Genomic DNA, 17,286 nt, shown 5'->3' with positions numbered 1-17,286 from the left:
CGGGCCGCCGAGTGCGCCATGTTCGCCTCTGTTCGAACATGGGAGTTCGTGGTGGAATGACGGGCGTTGACGGAGCGCGGAAGCACGGCGACCGGCCGTAGGGTGATCACGACATGGCCGCGACGCGGGCGGCCGGGCGGGAGGAGACCGACGTGAAACTGCTCGTCACCGGTGGCGCCGGCTTCATCGGCAGCGTGGTGACCCGGATGCTGCTCGACGCCGGCCACCAGGTGGTCGTCCTCGACGACCTGCGCACCGGCCACCGGGAGGCGCTCGCCCCCGACGCCACCCACGTCGACGCCGGCCTCCACGACGCCGCCCGGGTGCTCACCCCGGAGGCGGGCTTCGACGGGGTGCTGCACTTCGCCGCCCTCATCGCCGCCGGCGAGTCGATGGTGAAGCCGGAGCTCTACTGGCACACCAACACCGTCGGCTCGCTCGCCCTGATCGACGCCGTCCGGGCCGCCCGCGTGCCCCGGCTGGTCTTCTCCTCCACCGCCGCCGTCTACGGCAACCCCACCGAGCTGCCGATCCCGGAGACCGCGGTCAAGGCCCCCACCAACACCTACGGGGCCACCAAGCTCGCCGTCGACATGGCGCTCACCTCCGAGGCGGTCGCGCACGGCCTGGCCGCGGTGTCGCTGCGCTACTTCAACGTGGCCGGCGCGCACCTCGACGGCGACGTCGCGCTCGGCGAGCGGCACGACCCGGAGACCCACCTGATCCCGATCGCGCTGGAGGTGGCCGCCGGGCGCCGGGAGAAGCTCCAGCTCTTCGGCGACGACTACCCCACCGTCGACGGCACCTGCGTGCGCGACTACATCCACGTCGCCGACCTGGCCCGCGCCCACCTGCTCGCGCTCGACGCGGCGACCGCCGGCCAGCACCGGATCTACAACCTGGGCAACGGCAACGGCTTCACCAACCGCCAGGTCGTCGACGTGGTCCGCGAGGTCACCGGGCACCCGGTGCCCGTCGAGGTGGCCCCGCGCCGCGAGGGCGACCCCGCCGAGCTGGTCGCATCGTCCGCGCGGGCCCGCGAGGAGCTGGGCTGGGTGCCGCAGAAGTCGACCCTGCACGACATGGTGGGCGACGCCTGGGCCTTCTACCGCACGCACCTCGTGGCGCCTCGGTGACCGACGACGTCGCGGCGCGTGCCGCCGCCGGCTTCCGTTCGGCGTACGCCGAGCCGCCCGCCGGCCGCTGGGCGGCTCCCGGCCGGGCCAACCTGATCGGCGAGCACACCGACTACAACGACGGCTTCGTGCTGCCCTTCGCCCTGCCGCTGCGCACGGTGGCCGCCGCCGCGCCGCAGCCCGGCGAGCGCTGGACGGTCTGGTCCGAGCTGTCCGGCGAGACGATCGCCTTCGACGCCGACGAGGTCGCCGAGCCGGGCCGGGTCACCGGCTGGGGCGCGTACGTGGCCGGAGTGGTCTGGGCGCTGCGGGAGGCGGGGCACGCCGTGCCGGGCGCCCGGCTGGCGATCGCCTCCGACGTGCCACTGGGCTCGGGGCTCTCCTCCTCGGCGGCGCTGGAGGCCGCCGTGCTGGCCGCCCTGGTCGACCTGGGTGGGCTGGACCTGCCCGCCGACCGGCAGCCCCGGCTGGCCCAGCGCGCCGAGAACGGCTACGTCGGCGCGCCGACCGGGATCATGGACCAGTCGGCGGTGATCCGCTGCCGCGCCGGGCACGCGCTCTTCCTGGACTGCCGCGACGAGTCCGTCGAGCACGTCCCGTTCGACCTGGACGCGGCCGGCCTGGCGGTGCTGGTGGTCGACGGCCGGGCCCCGCACCGGCACGCCGACGGCGAGTACGCCGCCCGCCGCAGGTCCTGCGAGGCGGCGGCCGGGCTGCTCGGCGTCGCGGCGCTGCGGGACGTCCCCACCGACGGGCTGGCCGACGCGCTGGCCCGGCTCGACGACGCCGAGACCCGCCGCCGGGTGCGGCACGTGGTGACCGAGGACCAGCGGGTGCTCGACACCGTCGCCCTGCTGCGCGCCGGCAAGGTACGCGAGATCGGCCCGCTGCTGACCGCCTCGCATGCCTCGATGCGCGACGACTTCGAGATCACGGTGCCGGAGGTCGACACGGCGGTCGAGGCGGCCCTGTCGGCCGGTGCCCTGGGGGCACGGATGACCGGCGGCGGCTTCGGCGGCTGCGTCCTCGCCCTGGTCGACGCGGAACGCGCCGACGCGGTCGCCGCCGCCGTCACGGCCGCGTACGCCGAACGCGGCTTCGCCGCGCCCGGGCACGTCACCGTCCTGCCCGGGGCGGGAGCGACCCGGCTGGACTGACCGCGCGGGTCGATCATCCGGTCAGGACGGTCGGTAGGGTGTGGCGTCGACCGGATCGTGCCGGGACGGGAGGCGACGTGAGCGATGCCGGAACGGTCGCGCAGGAGCGCGCCCAGGCGCTGAGCCGCGTCGGACGGCACGCCGAGGCGGCGCAGGTGCTGCGCGGCGCGCTGGCCGAGCAACCCCAGCACGCCGGGTTGCTGCTCCACCTGGCCCGCTGTCACCGGTCGACGGGCCAGCTGGCGGAGGCCATGCGCCTGGTGGACCAGGCCCTCGGCGTCGCCCGCGCCCAGGAGCACCTGCTCGCGGAGAAGGCCCGGATCCTGCTGGCGGCCGGGCACCCCGGCCACGCGGCGGCCGCCGCCCGACGCGCCCTGGAGTTGGCACCGCGGTCCTGGGAGGCCCACGCGCTGTTCGCGGAGGCACTGCTGACCCTCGGCAACCCCACCCGCGTCGTGGTCGCCCGCCGGCACGCCGACACCGCGCGGGAGATCCGCCACGACATCCCCGACGTCCACCTGCTGGACGCCCGGATCCACCTGCGGATGGGTCGGCTCCGGGCGGCCCGGGAGGCATGCCGGCAGGCCCTCGTCCTGGACCCGGCGTACGAGCCGGCGCTGGCCCTGCTGGCGCGGATGGACGCGTCGCGGGACCGGGTCGGCCGGGCCGCCCGGGGGTTCACCGACGCCCTGGCCGCCAACCCGCACGCGCGGGGGGCCGCCGCAGCGCACGAGGCGGTCGCGGTGGCCCTGTGCTGGCGTCTGTTCGACGCGGCGGCGCTGGCCGGCATCGGCCACTGGGCGCTGTTCGCGCTGGTCGACGGCGGGCGGCCCGGGCGGCTCGCCGCCGCCCTGGCGCTCCTGGCGGTCGTCGCCGGGTCGGCCCTGCCGGTGTGGCGGCGGCAGCCGCCGGCGGTCCGCCTCCAGCTGCGCCGCCAGCTCGGCTCGACGTCCGTCGTGCTCTGCCTGGCGCTCACCGCGACGGCACTCGGCGGGCTGGTGGTCAGCGGCCTCGCCCCGGGAAGGGACACGCCTGCCGGCGGGGTGGCCGCGCTGCTGCTGATGCCGGCCGGCGCTGTCTTCGCCTTCCGCGCCTGGCGGCAGCTCACGCGCCGCGCCGTCCCGGTGGTCCGCTGGATCGGCTACCGGATCTGGACGCGCCTCATGGCCCGCGCGACCGCGCGGGCCACGGCCGTCGGCACGGCCAGCCCGGCGGCCGGCGTGGTCAGCCCGGCGGCCGGCGTGGTCAGCGCGGCGGCCGGCGTGGTCAGCGCGGCGGACGACGGGCGGGCGTCGGCGCCCGCCCGTCGATGAGGCTCACTGCGCCTCGACGATCATCCCCGCGCCGACCGTACGGTTGGTGGTCTCGTCGATGATGACGAACCCGCCGGTGGTGCGGTTGCGGCGGTACTCGTCCGCGAGCAGCGGCACGGTGGTGCGCAGCCTTACCCGGCCGATCTCGTTGAGCCTCAGCTCGCCGGCCGAGTCGTCCCGGTGCAGCGAGTTGATGTCCAGCCGGTAGTGCAGGCCGCGCACGATGGCCCGCGCCGAGCGGGTCGTGTGCTTGACGGCGTACTTGCCGCCGACCTGGAGCGGGCGGGTCTCGTCCATCCAGCAGACCATCGCCTCGATGTCCTGGGCCACCGCCGGGGCGTTGTTCGGCCGGCAGATCATGTCACCCCGCGAGATGTCGATCTCGTCTTCGAGGCGTACGGTCACCGACATCGGCGGGAACGCCTCCGCGACCGGCCCGTCGGCGGTCTCCACCGCGGAGATCCGGCTGGTGAAGCCGGAAGGCAGCACCATCACCTCGTCACCCGGCTTCAGCACACCGGAGGCGACCTGACCGGCGTAGCCCCGGTAGTCGGTCACGGTGGTGGACTGCGGCCGGATCACGTACTGCACGGGGAACCGGACGTCGACCAGGTTCCGGTCGCTGGCGATGTGCACCCGCTCCAGGTGGTGCAGCAGCGACGGCCCCTCGTACCAGGGCATGTTCTCCGACCGGCTGACGATGTTGTCGCCCTTGAGCGCGGAGATCGGCACCACGGTCAGGTCGGGGGCGTCGAGCTTCGCGGCGAACGCCGTGAACTCGTCCGCGATCCGCTCGAAGACCTCCTGCGAGTAGTCGACCAGGTCCATCTTGTTGACGCAGAGGACCAGGTGCGGCACCCGCAGCAGCGAGCAGAGGAACGCGTGCCGGCGGGACTGCTCGACCAGGCCCTTGCGGGCGTCCACCAGGATCAGCGCCAGGTCGGCCGTCGACGCCCCGGTGACCATGTTGCGGGTGTACTGGATGTGCCCGGGGGTGTCGGCGATGATGAACTTCCGCCGGGGCGTGGCGAAGTAGCGGTACGCCACGTCGATGGTGATGCCCTGCTCCCGCTCGGCCCGCAGTCCGTCGGTGAGCAGCGCCAGGTTGGTGTACTCGTCGCCACGCGCCGCGCTGACCGCCTCCACGGCGGCGAGCTGGTCGGTGAAGAGCGACTTGGTGTCGTAGAGCAGCCGCCCGATCAGGGTCGACTTGCCGTCGTCCACGCTGCCGGCGGTCGCGAAGCGCAGCAGGTCCATGGGGCGACCGGCCGTCTCGGAGGTCGCCGGTGCGACGGTCTCGGTGGTCATCAGAAGTAACCCTCCCGCTTGCGGTCCTCCATGGCGGCCTCGCTGACCCGGTCGTCGCCGCGGGTCGCGCCGCGCTCGGTGATCCGGGTGGCGGCAACCTCCTCGATGACCTTCTCCACCGTGTCGGCGTCGGAACGGACGGCCGCGGTGCAGGACGCGTCGCCCACCGTCCGGTAGCGCACCCGCGCCTTGAACCGCTCCTCGCCCGCCCGGGGGCGGAAGAACTCGTTGACCGCGTAGAGCATCCCGTCCCGCTCGATCACCTCGCGCTCGTGCGCGTAGTAGATCGACGGCAGGGCGATCCGCTCGCGGGCGATGTAGTGCCACACGTCCAGCTCGGTCCAGTTGGACAGCGGGAAGACCCGGATCGACTCGCCCGGGTGGTGGCGGCCGTTGTAGAGCGCCCACAGCTCGGGACGCTGGTTCTTCGGGTCCCACTGGCCGAACTCGTCGCGGAAGCTGAACACCCGCTCCTTGGCGCGGGCCTTCTCCTCGTCGCGGCGGGCGCCGCCGAAGAGTGCGTCGAAGCGGTGCTTCTCCACCGCCTCCAGCAGCACCGGGGTCTGGATCCGGTTGCGCATCCCGTCGGCCGACTCGCGGACCAGGCCGCTGGCCAGGGCCTCCGGCACGCTCGCCACCACCAGTTGCAGCCCCAGCTCCGCGACCCGCTGGTCCCGGTATTCCAGGACCTCCGGGAAGTTGTGGCCGGTGTCCACGTGCATCACCGGGAACGGGATGTTGGCCGGGGCGAAGGCCTTCTGGGCCAGCCGGAGCATGACGATCGAGTCCTTGCCGCCGGAGAAGAGCAGCACCGGCCGCTCCATCTCGGCGACCACCTCGCGCATCACGAAGATGCTCTCGGCCTCCAGCGCGTCCAGGTGGGACACCTGGTAGGCGGCGGGGGCGGTCATGACACGGGCTCGCTTCGGTCGAATCCGCTCATCTGATTCCAGACCTTTCCGGTCGGGCATGCCAAGAAGTGCCGCTCAGGCTACCCGGAATGACGCTGCAGCGCTGCAAGCAACCGACTGGCGAGATCCTTGCGACAGACCAGCAGGTCCGGCAGACGCGGATCCGCCTCGTTGTATCTCAGCGCAGAACCGTCGATCCGGGAAGCGTGCAGTCCGGTGGCCGTCGCCACAGCCACCGGCGCCGCCGAATCCCACTCGTACTGCCCGCCCGCGTGGATGTAGGCGTCCACCTCACCGGTCACCACCGCGGCGATCTTCGCCCCGGCCGAGCCCATCGGCACCAGGTGCGCCCCGACGTCCTCCGCCAGGTCGGTCAGGAACACCGGCGGCCGGCTCCGGCTCGCCGCCAGGCGGATCGTCCGCCCGCCGGGCGCGGTCGCCGCCTCCACCGTCATCGGCGGGTACGCCGGCGGATAGTCCGTGCCCAGCACCCGGTGCTGCGCCGGCAACCCCACCGCTCCCGCGACCAGGCCGTGCGGCGTCGGCGCGGTGCGCGCCCAGAGCGCCACGTGCACCGCCCAGTCCGACCGGCCCTCCTCGGCGAACTCCCGGGTGCCGTCCAGCGGGTCGACGATCCACACCCGGTCCGCGGTCAGCCGGGACACCGCCCCGGCGTTCACCTCCGCCGCCCAGGCCAGCCGCGACCCCTCGTCCTCCTCGGAGAGCACCGCGTCACCCGGCCGCCACTTCGCCAGCTCGGTGCGGATCAGGTCGTGCGAGACCTTGTCGCCCGCCGACTTCAGCGCGCCCGCGTCCGCGAAGCCCATCTCGGCCCGCAGCGCGAGCAGCGCCTGGCCGGCCCGGGCCGCCAGCCACCGGGCGAACGCGCCGTCGATCATCGGAGGACTGCCCATGATTCCCGCTCCCGTCGCCTCGCCACGCTCCGCGCCGGCACGCCGAGCCGCGTCGCCGGTGCGCCACGCCGAAAGGCGAAGACTACCGGCTCACCGCGGGCGATCCGGCGCTCACACCCCGTGGTAGAGATTCTGCGTCGGCTCCACGCCCCTGGTGATCACCGACTCCACCACGTCCGCCGCCCGGTCCACCAGGAACTCCAGTTCCTTGCGCTCGGCCGCGCTGAAATCCGACAGTACGTAGTCCGCCGGGTCCTGCCGTCCCGGCGGCCGGCCGATGCCGAACCGCACCCGGACGTACTCCTTCGTGCCCAGCGACTTCGACATCGACCGCAGGCCGTTGTGCCCGCCCTCGCCGCCGCCGCACTTCACCCGCACCTGGCCGTAGCCGATGTCCAGCTCGTCGTGCACGGCGATCACCCGCCCCGGCGGCACCTTGTGGAACTGGGCCAGGCCGGCCACCGGCCCGCCGGAGAGGTTCATGTAGGTCAGCGGCTTGACCAGCACCAGCTTCGGCCCACCGAGCCCGAGCCGCCCCTCGGCGACCTCCGCCACCGCCCGCTTGTGCCGGCCGAACCTCGCGCCGAGCCGACCCGCCAGCAGGTCGGCCACCATGAAGCCGACGTTGTGCCGGTTGCCGGCGTACTCCCGACCGGGGTTGCCCAGGCCGACCACCAGCCACGGCCCCGTCTCGTCCGTCACGCCCCGCCCCTCCCGCTGCTCGCCCTCACCCACCTGCCCGGGCACCGATACGCCGACAGGCGCCCCCGACCGCGCGGGGACGCCTGTGGCAACGATGCGGACCGATCAGGCCTCGGTCTTCGCCTCGGCGGTCTCCTCGCCCTCGGCGGCCGGAGCCTCGGCGCCCTCGGCGGTCTCCTCGCCGACCTCGGCCTCGGCCTCCTCGGCGGCCTCCTCGACCTCGGGGAGGGTGGCCTCGAGCTGCTCGGCGGTCGGCGCGGCGGTCACCGCGGCGACCGGCAGCTCCGGGTCGGCGACCAGCTCGACGCCGGCCGGCAGCTCCACGTCGCCGGCGGTGATCTGGGTGCCCGCCTCCAGGCCCTCGATCGACGCCTCCAGGTGGTCCGGCACCTTGGTGGCGTCGGCGGTCACCGAGAGGGTGTCGTGGTCGTGCACGATCAGGGTGTCCTTCGCGGCCTCACCGGTCAGCTGGACCGGGACCTCGACGGTGACCTTCTCGCCCCGGCGGACCAGCAGCAGGTCCACGTGCTCGAAGGTGTCCTTGATCGGGTCACGCTGGATCGCCTTCGGCAGCGCCAGCACCTGGGTGCCGTCGCTGACCTCGATCGCGAAGAGCTGGTTGGCGCCGCCCTTGCGGATCGCGGCCGCGAACTCACGGGCCGGCAGCGCGATGTGCTTGGGCTTCTCGCCGTGGCCGTACAGCACGGCGGGCACCTTGCCGGCCCGGCGGGTACGACGGGCACCACCCTTGCCGAACTCGGTACGGGGCTCGGCGCTGATCTTTACCTCGGACACGGGGAAACTCCTGATGCTTCGCTGCGGCGGCTTGTCGACTGGCGGTGCTGGGGCGAGGGGCTCGCTGGGGCTCATGCGTCGAGAACGACTGCCCGGAGCACCGCGTCGATGACGGTGCCTCCGTGCGGCGCTTGTCAGCGGCCCGCCGGGCACCCTCGCCGTGGCAACCGCACCAGTCTACCCGAGCTGATTCCGCGCTTTCCGGCAGTCCCCATATCACCGTTCCCGCCGGCCCGCAGGACGACGCGGACGCCGGGCCGGGGACCACCCCCGCCCGGCTCGCGCGCGTCAGGTGGTCAGCTCAGGCCACCGAAGAGGGTGGTCACCGAGCCGTCGTCGAACACCTCGCGGATCGCCCGCGCCAGCAGCGGCGCGATCGACAGCACGGTGAGCTTGTCGAGCTGCTTCTCCGGCGGCAGCGGCAGCGTGTTGGTCACCACGACCTCGCTGATCGGGCTGTTCTTCAGCCGCTCGGTCGCCGGGTCGGAGAGCAGGGCGTGGGTGGAGGCGACGATCACGTCGGCGGCGCCGGACTCCCGGAGGATGTCCGCCGCCTTGCAGATCGTGCCGCCCGTGTCGATCATGTCGTCGACGATCAGGCAGACCCGCCCCTCGACCTCGCCGACCACGCGGTTCGCCACCACCTGGTTCGGCTTCAACGGGTCCCGGGTCTTGTGGATGAAGGCCAGCGGGCAGCCGCCCAACCGGTCGGTCCACCGCTCCGCCACCCGCACCCGGCCCGAGTCCGGCGCGACCACCGTCATCGGGCGGCCCGCGTACTTGTGCTGGACGTACTCGGCCAGGATGTCCATCGCGAACAGGTGGTCGACCGGGCCGTCGAAGAAGCCCTGGATCTGCGCGGTGTGCAGGTCGACGGTGAGGATGCGGTTGGCCCCGGCCGTCTTCAACAGGTCAGCGATCAGGCGCGCCGAGATCGGCTCCCGGCCGCGGTGCTTCTTGTCCTGCCGGGCGTACGGATAGAACGGCAGGACCACGGTGATCCGCTTGGCCGAACCGCGCTTCAGCGCGTCGATCATGATCAGGGTCTCCATGACCCAGGTGTTGACCCCGTGCGTCACGGACTGCACCACGAAGGCGTCCGAACCACGCACCGAGTCCTTGAACCGTACGAAGATCTCGCCGTTGGCGAACTCGTACGCGTCGGCCGGCGTCGGCGCGACGCCGAGCACCTCGCCGATCTCCTTGGCCAACTCCGGAAAGCCACGTCCGGAAAAAAGCATCAGGCTCTTGCGGTTTTCGGCGACGATGCTGCCCATGGGCCCGTCTGCTCCCGTTGGTCGGTGGTACCCGGCACGGTGGTGGTGGGCCGGGGACTATTCGGTTGCAGTATCCCCCGCGCCGGACGCCGGGCTGACCGCCTCGGCATCCCCGTGGATTGCCTCACCTTCACTTGCCCCGACAGCGCGCGCCGACGCACCCTCACCAGCGGCCCTGGCCCGCTCGGCCGCCTCGGCGGAGGCCGTGCCGGCCCGCTTGCGGGCCACCCAGCCGTCGATGCTGCGCTGCGGCGCCCGGGTCACCCCGAGCGCACCGGGCGGCACGTCCTGGGTGATCGCGCTGCCCGCCGCCACGTACGCCCCCGCGCCCACCTCGACCGGCGCGATCAGGCTGGTGTCGCACCCGATGAAGGCGGCCTCGCCGACCGTCGTGCGGTGCTTGTTCACCCCGTCGTAGTTCACGAAGATCGTCGCCGCGCCGATGTTGGCCTTCGCGCCGATCGTCGCGTCCCCCACGTACGACAGGTGCGGCACCTTCGCGCCCGCGCCCACCTCGGAGTTCTTCACCTCGACGAACGTGCCCACCTTGGCCTTCTCCGCCAGCCGGGCGTCCGGCCGCAGGTACGCGTACGGCCCGACGGTGGCGCCCGGACCGACCTCGGCGCCCACCGCGTGGCTGCGCAGCACGGTGGCGCCCGGGCCGACCACGGTGTCGATCAGCGTCACGTCCGGCCCCACGACCGCGCCGGTGCCGACCACCGTGCCGCCGCGCAGCTGGGTGTTCTGGTCGACCACCGCGTCCCGGTCCAGGGCGACCGTCACGTCGATCCACGTGGTGTCCGGGTCGAGCAGGCTGACCCCGGTCCGCATCCAGGCCTCGTTGACCCGGTCGCGCAGCAGGCGGCGCAGCGCGGCCAACTCGACCCGGTCGTTGCAGCCCAGCGTCTCGACATGGTCGGCAGCGACGTGCACCGCCACCGGCTCGCCGGCCGAGACCAGCAGGCCGAAGACGTCCGTCAGGTACTCCTCGCCCTGGTCGTTGTCGGTCGACAGCTTGCCGAGCGCGTCGCGCAGCCGGGCCGCGTCGAACGCGTAGATGCCGGCGTTGATCTCCCGGATCGCGCGCTGCGTCGGGGTGGCGTCCCGCTCCTCGACGATCTGCTCCAGCCGCCCGCCGGCGTCGCGCACGATCCGGCCCAGGCCGGTCGGGTCGGGCACCTCCGCGGCGAGCACGGTCGCCGCCGCGCCCACGCCCTCGTGCGCCTCGACGAGCGCGGCCACCGTCTCCGGGCGGAGCAGCGGCACGTCGCCGTTGATCACGACCACGGTGCCCGTCGCGTCCGGCGCGGCGTCCAGGGCGATCCGGACGGCGTGCCCGGTGCCGAGTTGCTCGGCCTGGAGCACCGGCGTGGCCTGGGGGGCGATCTCCGCCAGGTGCGCGCGGACCTGGTCGGCGCCGTGACCCACCACGACCACCGTGCGGTCGGCGGCCAGCGGCGCGGCCGCGGCGAGCACGTGGCCGACGAGGGTACGACCGAGCAGCGGGTGCAGCACCTTGGGCAGCGCCGACTTCATCCGCTTGCCCTCCCCGGCGGCGAGCACGACAACGGTGCGGAGGTGGGGCTGGGACACGACGCGGGCTCCCGTCGGGACGGCGGACACTCTCGCGGCCATGCTAACCAGACAGTGGGCCGGCGTCTGGCACGGCCGCACGAATGCCGGTAGATGCGGTTTGAGCTGGGGTGCCTGGATTCGAACCAGGAGCTCAAGGCTCCAAAGGCCTGCGGGTTGCCGTTACCCCACACCCCAATGAATGTCAAGCTTCACGAGCCGTCGATTCCGTTGTTGCCGCCCGCGATCCGGAACAGCTCGGCGATCATACCTTCGATCCGCCAGTAGAGGTCGCGACTGCGCGGCACGGTGATCACCAGACAGCCACGATAGTCATCACCGACGTTGCGGCGCACCGTCGCCGCCTTGTGTTTCTTGAGACTGGCGGGCTGGAAGCGCTCGACCGGCAGATCGAGCTCCCGCGCCCACCAGGTCACGGCAGCCTCGGCGTCGGCCGTCTCGTGGATGCTGACGCGATAGCCGGGGACGTCTCGGCCGACCCCGCACACCTCCAGGAAACGCAGAAAGAGCGCGAGCAGGCCCGGATCGCTGTTGACGAACTGGAGGCGGTCGTCCCGCCGCCACGGCTTCGACTTGGTCCCCTCGCACCAGTAGATCGCCGCGCCGAGGAGGAGCAGATCCCGTTCGCCGAGAGACCCCACCACGCCCGCCGCCCGCGCCCGTTCCGCGGCCTGGGCGGCGTCGCGGGCCTCGCGGTGCGCCGCCCACCGCGCCTCGGTCATCAGCGCCGAATGCGCCCTCCGCCGCTCGGCGACCGCCTCGTCCGCGTCCAGCGGCAGGTGCCTGACCCACTGGTACGCGGTGGACTTGGCCACGCCGAGCTGCCGGGCGATGTCAGTGACCGACAGCCCCTCGATGCGCAGCTCCGCGGCCGCGGACCTGAGGTCGTCCCTGGCGCGCGGCCGGCGCGTCCGCTCCGGCGGCGGGACGCCCCGGAGCAACTCGTGCACCCGGTGGCGGCCAAGGCCGGTGCGCGCCCGAATCTCGCGGACGGAGAGCTGCTCGACGGTGCGCAGCCGACGCACCTCGGCAGCGAGCGGATCGGTCATGAGCAGCACGTTAGAACGCACGTACGACACTATTGGGCATTCGCGCCCGACGCTGTCCGGTGCGCTCCCCGGGAACCTAAGTTACGGTGACGTAGGCGTAACTTCGTGATCTCCCGTCCCTCTGCGAGGTGCCATGTCCACCACACTCCTCGAGCCCGCCGCCGGCGGCCCCAAACCCCTCACCCAGGGCAGCCAGTCCCGAGGCATCCTCGTTGCCCTCTGGGCGTTCGTGGTGGTCCCCTTCCTGGCCCTCGTCGCCGCCGTACCGGTCGCCTGGGGCGGCTGGCTGAGCTGGACCGACGTGGCCGTGGCCGCGGTCTGGTACGTGATCTCGGGGCTGGGCATCACCGTCGGCTACCACCGGTACTTCACGCACGGCTCGTTCAAGGCGAAGCGGTGGCTGCGGGTGGCGCTGGCGGTCTCGGGCTCGCTGGCGGTGCAGGGCGAGATCATCCAGTGGGTGGCCGACCACCGACGCCATCACGCCTTCTCCGACCTGGAGGGCGACCCGCACTCGCCCTGGCGGTTCGGGGAGAGCGTCCGTGGCCTGGTCAAGGGCCTGTTCCACGCGCACGTCGGTTGGCTCTTCGGCCGGGAGTTGTCCAACCGGAAGCGGTTCGCCCCGGACCTGCTCGCCGACCGCGACATCAACCGGGTGGACCGGCTCTTCCCGCTGCTGGTGACCGTCTCGGTGCTGGGGCCCGCGCTGATGGGCGGCCTGCTCACCTGGTCGTGGCAGGGGGCGCTGACCGCTCTCTTCTGGGGCGGCCTCGTCCGCGTCGCGCTGCTGCACCACGTGACCTGGTCGATCAACTCGGTGTGCCACGTCTACGGCGAGCGGCCGTTCGCGATGCGCCAGGGCGACCGGGCGTCGAACTTCTGGCCGCTGGCGATCCTGTCGCTCGGCGAGAGCTGGCACAACCTGCACCACGCCGACCCGACCAGCGCCCGACACGGCGTGCTGCGGGGTCAGGTGGACATCTCGGCGCGGGTGATCTGGATGTTCGAGAAGGTCGGCGCGGCCCGGGACGTGCGGTGGCCGAAGCCCGAACGCATCGCGGCGAAGCTCGTCAAGCCGGCCACCGAGCGGTAAACCGGGCGGTGCCGGCGAAGGTTACCTGGCAGTATGGCCGGGTGACCGAGCACAGCGGGGGCAACGACGGACAGCCCGGCACCATGGGAGCCGGGCCCGGCGGGGATACGGTCGGACGGCGTAGCGCCACCCGACCGGCCGCCGGTGGGGCGACCAGATGAGCCAGCACACCGGCGGCACCATCCCACGACAGGGCGTCACCGAGCGCCGGCGGAGTGACGACATGGCGGATGTCCCTGGCAGCGACGGCAGCACCGGCCGGCGGCGAGCGGCTCCCGCCGGCAAGCCCTCCTCACGGGTACGCATGTCGGCCGCCCAGCGCCGCGAGCAGTTGATCTCGACCGCCCGGCAGATCTTCGCCGAGCGCGGTTTCGACGCCACCTCGATAGAGGAGGTGGCGGCCCGCGCGAAGGTCTCCAAGCCGGTGGTCTACGAGCACTTCGGCGGCAAGGAGGGGCTCTACGCGGTGGTGGTGGACCGAGAGGTCCGGGCCCTGCTGGACCGGATCACCACGGCCCTGACCGCCGGCCACCCGCGGGAGCTGCTGGAGCAGGCGGCGATGGCCCTGCTGACGTACATCGAGGAGGAGACCAGCGGCTTCCGGGTACTGGTGCGCGAGTCGCCGGTGCTGTCGGCGACGGGCAACTTCAGCAGCGTGATGAACGACGTGGCGCACCAGGTGGAGCACATCCTGGGCGCGGAGTTCTCCAGCCGCGGGTACGACCCGAAGCTGGCCGAGCTCTACTCGCAGGCGCTGGTGGGCATGGTGGCGCTGACGGGCCGCTGGTGGCTGGAGGTGCGCAAGCCGCGGAAGGAGACGGTGGCGGCGCACCTGGTCAACCTGGCCTGGAACGGGCTGTCGCACCTGGAGGCCAAGCCGGGCCTGATCACGGTGCGGGGGCGGTGAGTCCGCCGCCGGTCAGCGGGTGTGCGCCTCGGAGACGGGGTGGTGGCGGTGGCGCCGCTCCTCCGCGGCGTGCTCGTCGGTGCCGACCTTGTCGTACAGGCCGGTGCCGAGCAGGAGGAGGCCGAAGAACATCGACACGATGACGGTGGACATCGAGAAGTTGAGGAAGTTGGCCTCGGTCTGGAGCACGGCCATCATGAGGATGCTGGTCACCAGGAAGACGACCCCGGCGGTCAGGTTCATGTAGTGGCCGAGGTTGCCGCGCCGTGAGGCGCCGATGATCAGCACGATTCCGAAGATCACCGAGACCAGCGAGAACGCCAGGTTGGTGCGGAGCCCGAGGACCCAGGTGTCGCCCCGGTCGAAGAGTGGTTCGCCCAGCGTCTGGACGGTGCCCCAGACCCCGAAGACCAGGATGTAGAGCCCGACCAGCCCGGCGAGGACCCGGTAGATCGGCCGCGCCGGGTGGTTTACCGGAAAGTGGACCATGACCCCTCCGCCCGAGTAGTGACAATCACCCGATTGTCACCCGGACAGAAGGCCGGTGTCCGTCAAATCACCCGAAGGCAACATTCGGCAGAGGCGGAACCACAAAGATCCCACCCCACCGGCCGCAGAGCCGGGCTGGAGCGGGACCAGGTCGGTTGTCGCCGGAGCCCGACCTGCGCAGGGATCAAGCCTGACCGCCCGGAGCAGGTCGGGCTCCGGCGAAAACCAACAACCACTCAGAGCACGAGGCGGGCCTTCTGCCAGGCCTCCTGCTCCTCCTCGGTGCCGACCTTGCCGTACATGCCGGCCGTCAGCAGGACCAGGCTGACCACCATCAGCACGATGACGGTGATGATGCTGAAGTTGAAGATGTTGGCCTCGGTCTGGATGAAGGCGAGACCGGCGAGGCTGATCACCATGATCCCGTACGCCATCCACTGGTTGATCATGACGTCGATGTTGCGACCGATCACGGTGCCGGCCAGCACCGCCGCCCCGAGCAGGGCGCTGAGCAGCGAGAAGCCGAGGTTCGTGCCCTGGCCGAGGACCTGGGTGTCATCCTGGGCGAGGACCTCGTTGCCGGCGCTCGCGATGATGCCGAGCACGCCGAAGGCCACCAGGTACAGACCGGTCAGCCCGCCGATCGCCCGGTAGACCGGCCGCGCGGGGTGGTTGACGGGGGTGTGGGCCATGTCTGTGTCTCCAACGCCGTTCGGGTGAGGGGTCGCGGACGATTGTCCCGCACGTGGCGGTGTGACGCCGCACACGGGGGTCCTCCCGCGTGCGCCGCCACGCGAGGGCCGGCTCAGATCGCCGGGATCTCGTCCGCCAGGGCCAGCCAGGTCTCCTCGGTCCGCTCCCGCTCGGCCCGCAGCTCCTTGAGTTGCGCGTCGAGTTCCGCGACCTTGGCGTAGTCGGTGGCGTGCGCGGCGAGCTGGTCGAGCAGGGCGGCCTCCTTCTGCTCCAGCTTGGCGATCTGCCGTTCCAGCCGGGCCAGTTCCTTGCGGGCCTGGCGCGCCTCGGCGGCGGACATGCCGACCTCGGCCGGCGCGTCGGTGCTGACCGCGGCGGCCGGCTCGGTCGGGGCCGGTCCGGGTCGGCCGGCGGCCCGGGCGAGGTACTCGTCGACGCCACCGGGCAGGTGCACCAGCCGCCCGTCGCCGAACATCCCGTACGCGACGTCCGTGACCCGCTCGATGAGGTAGCGGTCGTGGCTGGCCACGACGATGGTGCCGGGCCAGGAGTCGAGCAGGTCCTCCAGAGCGGCGAGGGTGTCGGTGTCGAGGTCGTTGGTGGGCTCGTCGAACAGGAGCACGTTGGGCTCCCCGGCGAGCAGCCGGAGCATCTGCAACCGGCGGCGCTCGCCGCCGGAGAGGTCGCTGACCGGGGTCCAGAGCCGCCGGTCGTCGAAGCCGAACACCTCGGCGAGCTGGGCGGCGGAGACCTCCCGGTCGCCGAGCTGCACCCGGCGGGCGACCTCCTCGACGGCTTCGAGGACCCGCAGGTGACCGGGCAGCTCGGCCAGCTCCTGGGAGAGGAAGGCCGGCCGGACGGTCGAGCCGGTGGCGAGGCGCCCGCCGTCGGGGCGGGTGACGCCGGCCAGCATCCGCAGCAGGGTGGTCTTGCCGGCGCCGTTGCGGCCGAGGATCGCGATGCGGTCGCCGGGGCCGACCTGCCAGGTGACGTCGCGCAGGATCTCCTTCGGGCCGGCGTGCAGGGTCACGTCCGCCAGGTCGTACACCTGCTTGCCGAGCCGGGCGGTGGCGAGCCGTTGCAGCGACATGGTGTCGCGCGGCGGCGGGACGTCGGCGATGAGCGCGTTGGCCGCGTCGATGCGGAACCGCGGCTTGGAGGTGCGGGCGGGCGGGCCGCGGCGCAGCCAGGCGATCTCCTTGCGGAGCAGGTTCTGCCGGCGGGCCTCGGTGGCCGCGGCGACCCGCTCGCGCTCCGCGCGGGCGAGGGTCCAGGCGGCGAAGCCGCCCTCGTACGCCCGGACGGCCTGGTCGGCGACCTCCCAGGTGGTGGTGCAGACGGCGTCGAGGAACCACCGGTCGTGGGTGACCACGACGAGCGCGCCCTTGCGGCCGACGAGGTGGCGGGCCAGCCAGTCGACGCCGCCGACGTCGAGGTGGTTGGTGGGCTCGTCGAGGATGAGCAGGTCGGACTCGCGGACCAGCAGCGCGGCCAGCGCCACGCGCCGCCGCTCGCCGCCGGACATCGGGCCGACCGGCTGGTCGAGCCCGAGATGGGGCATGCCGAGGCCGTCGAGGATGGCGCGGACGCCGGCGTCGCCGGCCCACTCGTGCTCGGCGCCCATGCTCTCGCCGAGCCAGGCCGTGCCGAGCACCACGTCCCGGACGGTGGCCTCGGGGGCGAGCGTCAGGCTCTGCGGCAGCCAGGCGACCCGCAGGTCACGGCGGTGGGTGACCCGCCCGTCGTCCGGTTCCTCCTGCTTGGTGAGCAGCCGCAGCAGGGTGGACTTGCCGGCGCCGTTGAGGCCGACCACGCCGATCCGGTCGGCGTCGTCGAGGCCGAGCGAGACGTCGGTGAGCAGTGGCCCGGCGGCGCCGTAGCCCTTGGACACCCGGTCCAGGTTGACGATGTTGGCCACGACCTCACCTCCCATGATCAAGGCGTCCCCG

16 protein-coding genes and 1 tRNA gene are annotated in these 17,286 nt (G+C 72.7%); 5 read left to right on the top strand and 12 right to left on the bottom strand.

Annotation, left to right across the window (positions count from 1 at the left end):
• The first annotated feature begins 113 nt into the window (after window positions 1-113).
• The 3 genes from galE to AB0G14_RS05840 all read left to right on the top strand — a co-directional run bounded on the left by galE (window position 114) and on the right by AB0G14_RS05840 (window position 3,606).
• Window positions 114-1,136, top strand: coding sequence for a UDP-glucose 4-epimerase GalE (gene galE, locus AB0G14_RS05850; RefSeq protein ID WP_357694161.1), 1,023 nt, complete (start codon window positions 114-116; stop codon window positions 1,134-1,136).
• Window positions 1,133-2,293: a galactokinase gene (galK, locus tag AB0G14_RS05845; protein WP_357694159.1), complete on the top strand. Its 1,161-nt coding sequence runs from the start codon at window positions 1,133-1,135 to the stop codon at window positions 2,291-2,293. The genes galE and galK overlap by 4 nt, the downstream gene beginning before the upstream one ends.
• 77 nt (window positions 2,294-2,370) lie before the next feature.
• A complete protein-coding gene (locus AB0G14_RS05840) occupies window positions 2,371-3,606 on the top strand; it encodes a tetratricopeptide repeat protein (protein ID WP_357694157.1) in 1,236 nt (411 codons plus the stop codon).
• 3 nt (window positions 3,607-3,609) lie between these two features.
• Here AB0G14_RS05840 and cysN read toward each other — a convergent pair whose 3' ends face one another.
• The 9 genes from cysN to AB0G14_RS05795 all read right to left on the bottom strand — a co-directional run bounded on the left by cysN (window position 3,610) and on the right by AB0G14_RS05795 (window position 12,155).
• On the bottom strand, window positions 3,610-4,914 hold the full coding sequence (gene cysN, locus AB0G14_RS05835; RefSeq protein ID WP_357694155.1) for a sulfate adenylyltransferase subunit CysN: 1,305 nt from the start codon (window positions 4,912-4,914) through the stop codon (window positions 3,610-3,612).
• The gene (gene cysD / locus AB0G14_RS05830) at window positions 4,914-5,825 is read right to left on the bottom strand and encodes a sulfate adenylyltransferase subunit CysD (RefSeq protein ID WP_357694153.1); all 912 of its coding nucleotides are present in this window, start codon (window positions 5,823-5,825) and stop codon (window positions 4,914-4,916) included. The genes cysN and cysD overlap by 1 nt, the downstream gene beginning before the upstream one ends.
• Before the next feature lie 80 nt (window positions 5,826-5,905).
• Window positions 5,906-6,739: an inositol monophosphatase family protein gene (locus AB0G14_RS05825; protein WP_357694150.1), complete on the bottom strand. Its 834-nt coding sequence runs from the start codon at window positions 6,737-6,739 to the stop codon at window positions 5,906-5,908.
• Window positions 6,740-6,850: 111 nt separating this feature from the next.
• Window positions 6,851-7,441 carry an aminoacyl-tRNA hydrolase gene (pth, locus tag AB0G14_RS05820; RefSeq protein ID WP_350712052.1) on the bottom strand — a complete coding sequence of 197 codons (591 nt, stop codon included), beginning with the start codon at window positions 7,439-7,441 and terminating at the stop codon, window positions 6,851-6,853.
• A 105-nt stretch (window positions 7,442-7,546) separates the two neighbouring features.
• On the bottom strand, window positions 7,547-8,236 hold the full coding sequence (locus AB0G14_RS05815; protein ID WP_357694148.1) for a 50S ribosomal protein L25/general stress protein Ctc: 690 nt from the start codon (window positions 8,234-8,236) through the stop codon (window positions 7,547-7,549).
• Between the two features lie 296 nt (window positions 8,237-8,532).
• Window positions 8,533-9,513 carry a ribose-phosphate diphosphokinase gene (locus AB0G14_RS05810; protein ID WP_357694146.1) on the bottom strand — a complete coding sequence of 327 codons (981 nt, stop codon included), beginning with the start codon at window positions 9,511-9,513 and terminating at the stop codon, window positions 8,533-8,535.
• 57 nt (window positions 9,514-9,570) lie between these two features.
• A complete protein-coding gene (glmU, locus tag AB0G14_RS05805; RefSeq protein WP_357694144.1) occupies window positions 9,571-11,148 on the bottom strand; it encodes a bifunctional UDP-N-acetylglucosamine diphosphorylase/glucosamine-1-phosphate N-acetyltransferase GlmU in 1,578 nt (525 codons plus the stop codon).
• A 63-nt stretch (window positions 11,149-11,211) separates the two neighbouring features.
• Window positions 11,212-11,283: transfer RNA gene (locus AB0G14_RS05800), tRNA-Gln, on the bottom strand.
• Window positions 11,284-11,297: 14 nt separating this feature from the next.
• On the bottom strand, window positions 11,298-12,155 hold the full coding sequence (locus AB0G14_RS05795; protein WP_357694142.1) for a helix-turn-helix domain-containing protein: 858 nt from the start codon (window positions 12,153-12,155) through the stop codon (window positions 11,298-11,300).
• Between the two features lie 133 nt (window positions 12,156-12,288).
• Between AB0G14_RS05795 and AB0G14_RS05790 the strand changes: the two genes are divergently transcribed.
• Window positions 12,289-13,248 (top strand): acyl-CoA desaturase, encoded by a 960-nt coding sequence (locus tag AB0G14_RS05790; protein WP_357694140.1) that lies wholly within the window; start codon window positions 12,289-12,291, stop codon window positions 13,246-13,248.
• Window positions 13,249-13,471: 223 nt separating this feature from the next.
• Window positions 13,472-14,155, top strand: a complete 684-nt coding sequence (locus AB0G14_RS05785) for a TetR/AcrR family transcriptional regulator (RefSeq protein WP_357694246.1) — start codon at window positions 13,472-13,474, stop codon at window positions 14,153-14,155.
• A gap of 12 nt (window positions 14,156-14,167) precedes the next feature.
• On the opposite strand, the gene AB0G14_RS05780 is transcribed toward AB0G14_RS05785, so the two are convergent.
• From AB0G14_RS05780 to AB0G14_RS05770, 3 genes are all read right to left on the bottom strand, one after another.
• Complete coding sequence (locus tag AB0G14_RS05780; protein WP_357694138.1) at window positions 14,168-14,644, bottom strand: DUF4383 domain-containing protein; 477 nt, start codon at window positions 14,642-14,644, stop codon at window positions 14,168-14,170.
• Between the two features lie 236 nt (window positions 14,645-14,880).
• Window positions 14,881-15,336: a DUF4383 domain-containing protein gene (locus AB0G14_RS05775; RefSeq protein WP_357694136.1), complete on the bottom strand. Its 456-nt coding sequence runs from the start codon at window positions 15,334-15,336 to the stop codon at window positions 14,881-14,883.
• 113 nt (window positions 15,337-15,449) lie between these two features.
• Window positions 15,450-17,255, bottom strand: a complete 1,806-nt coding sequence (locus tag AB0G14_RS05770) for an ABC-F family ATP-binding cassette domain-containing protein (RefSeq protein WP_357694134.1) — start codon at window positions 17,253-17,255, stop codon at window positions 15,450-15,452.
• Window positions 17,256-17,286 lie beyond the last annotated feature (31 nt).

Origin of the sequence: Micromonospora sp. NPDC023814, from assembly GCF_040639595.1 — a bacterium.
Classification (GTDB): domain Bacteria; phylum Actinomycetota; class Actinomycetes; order Mycobacteriales; family Micromonosporaceae; genus Micromonospora.
The sequence above is the reverse complement of the archived record's forward strand: the minus strand, read 5'-3'. Positions and strand labels throughout refer to the sequence as shown.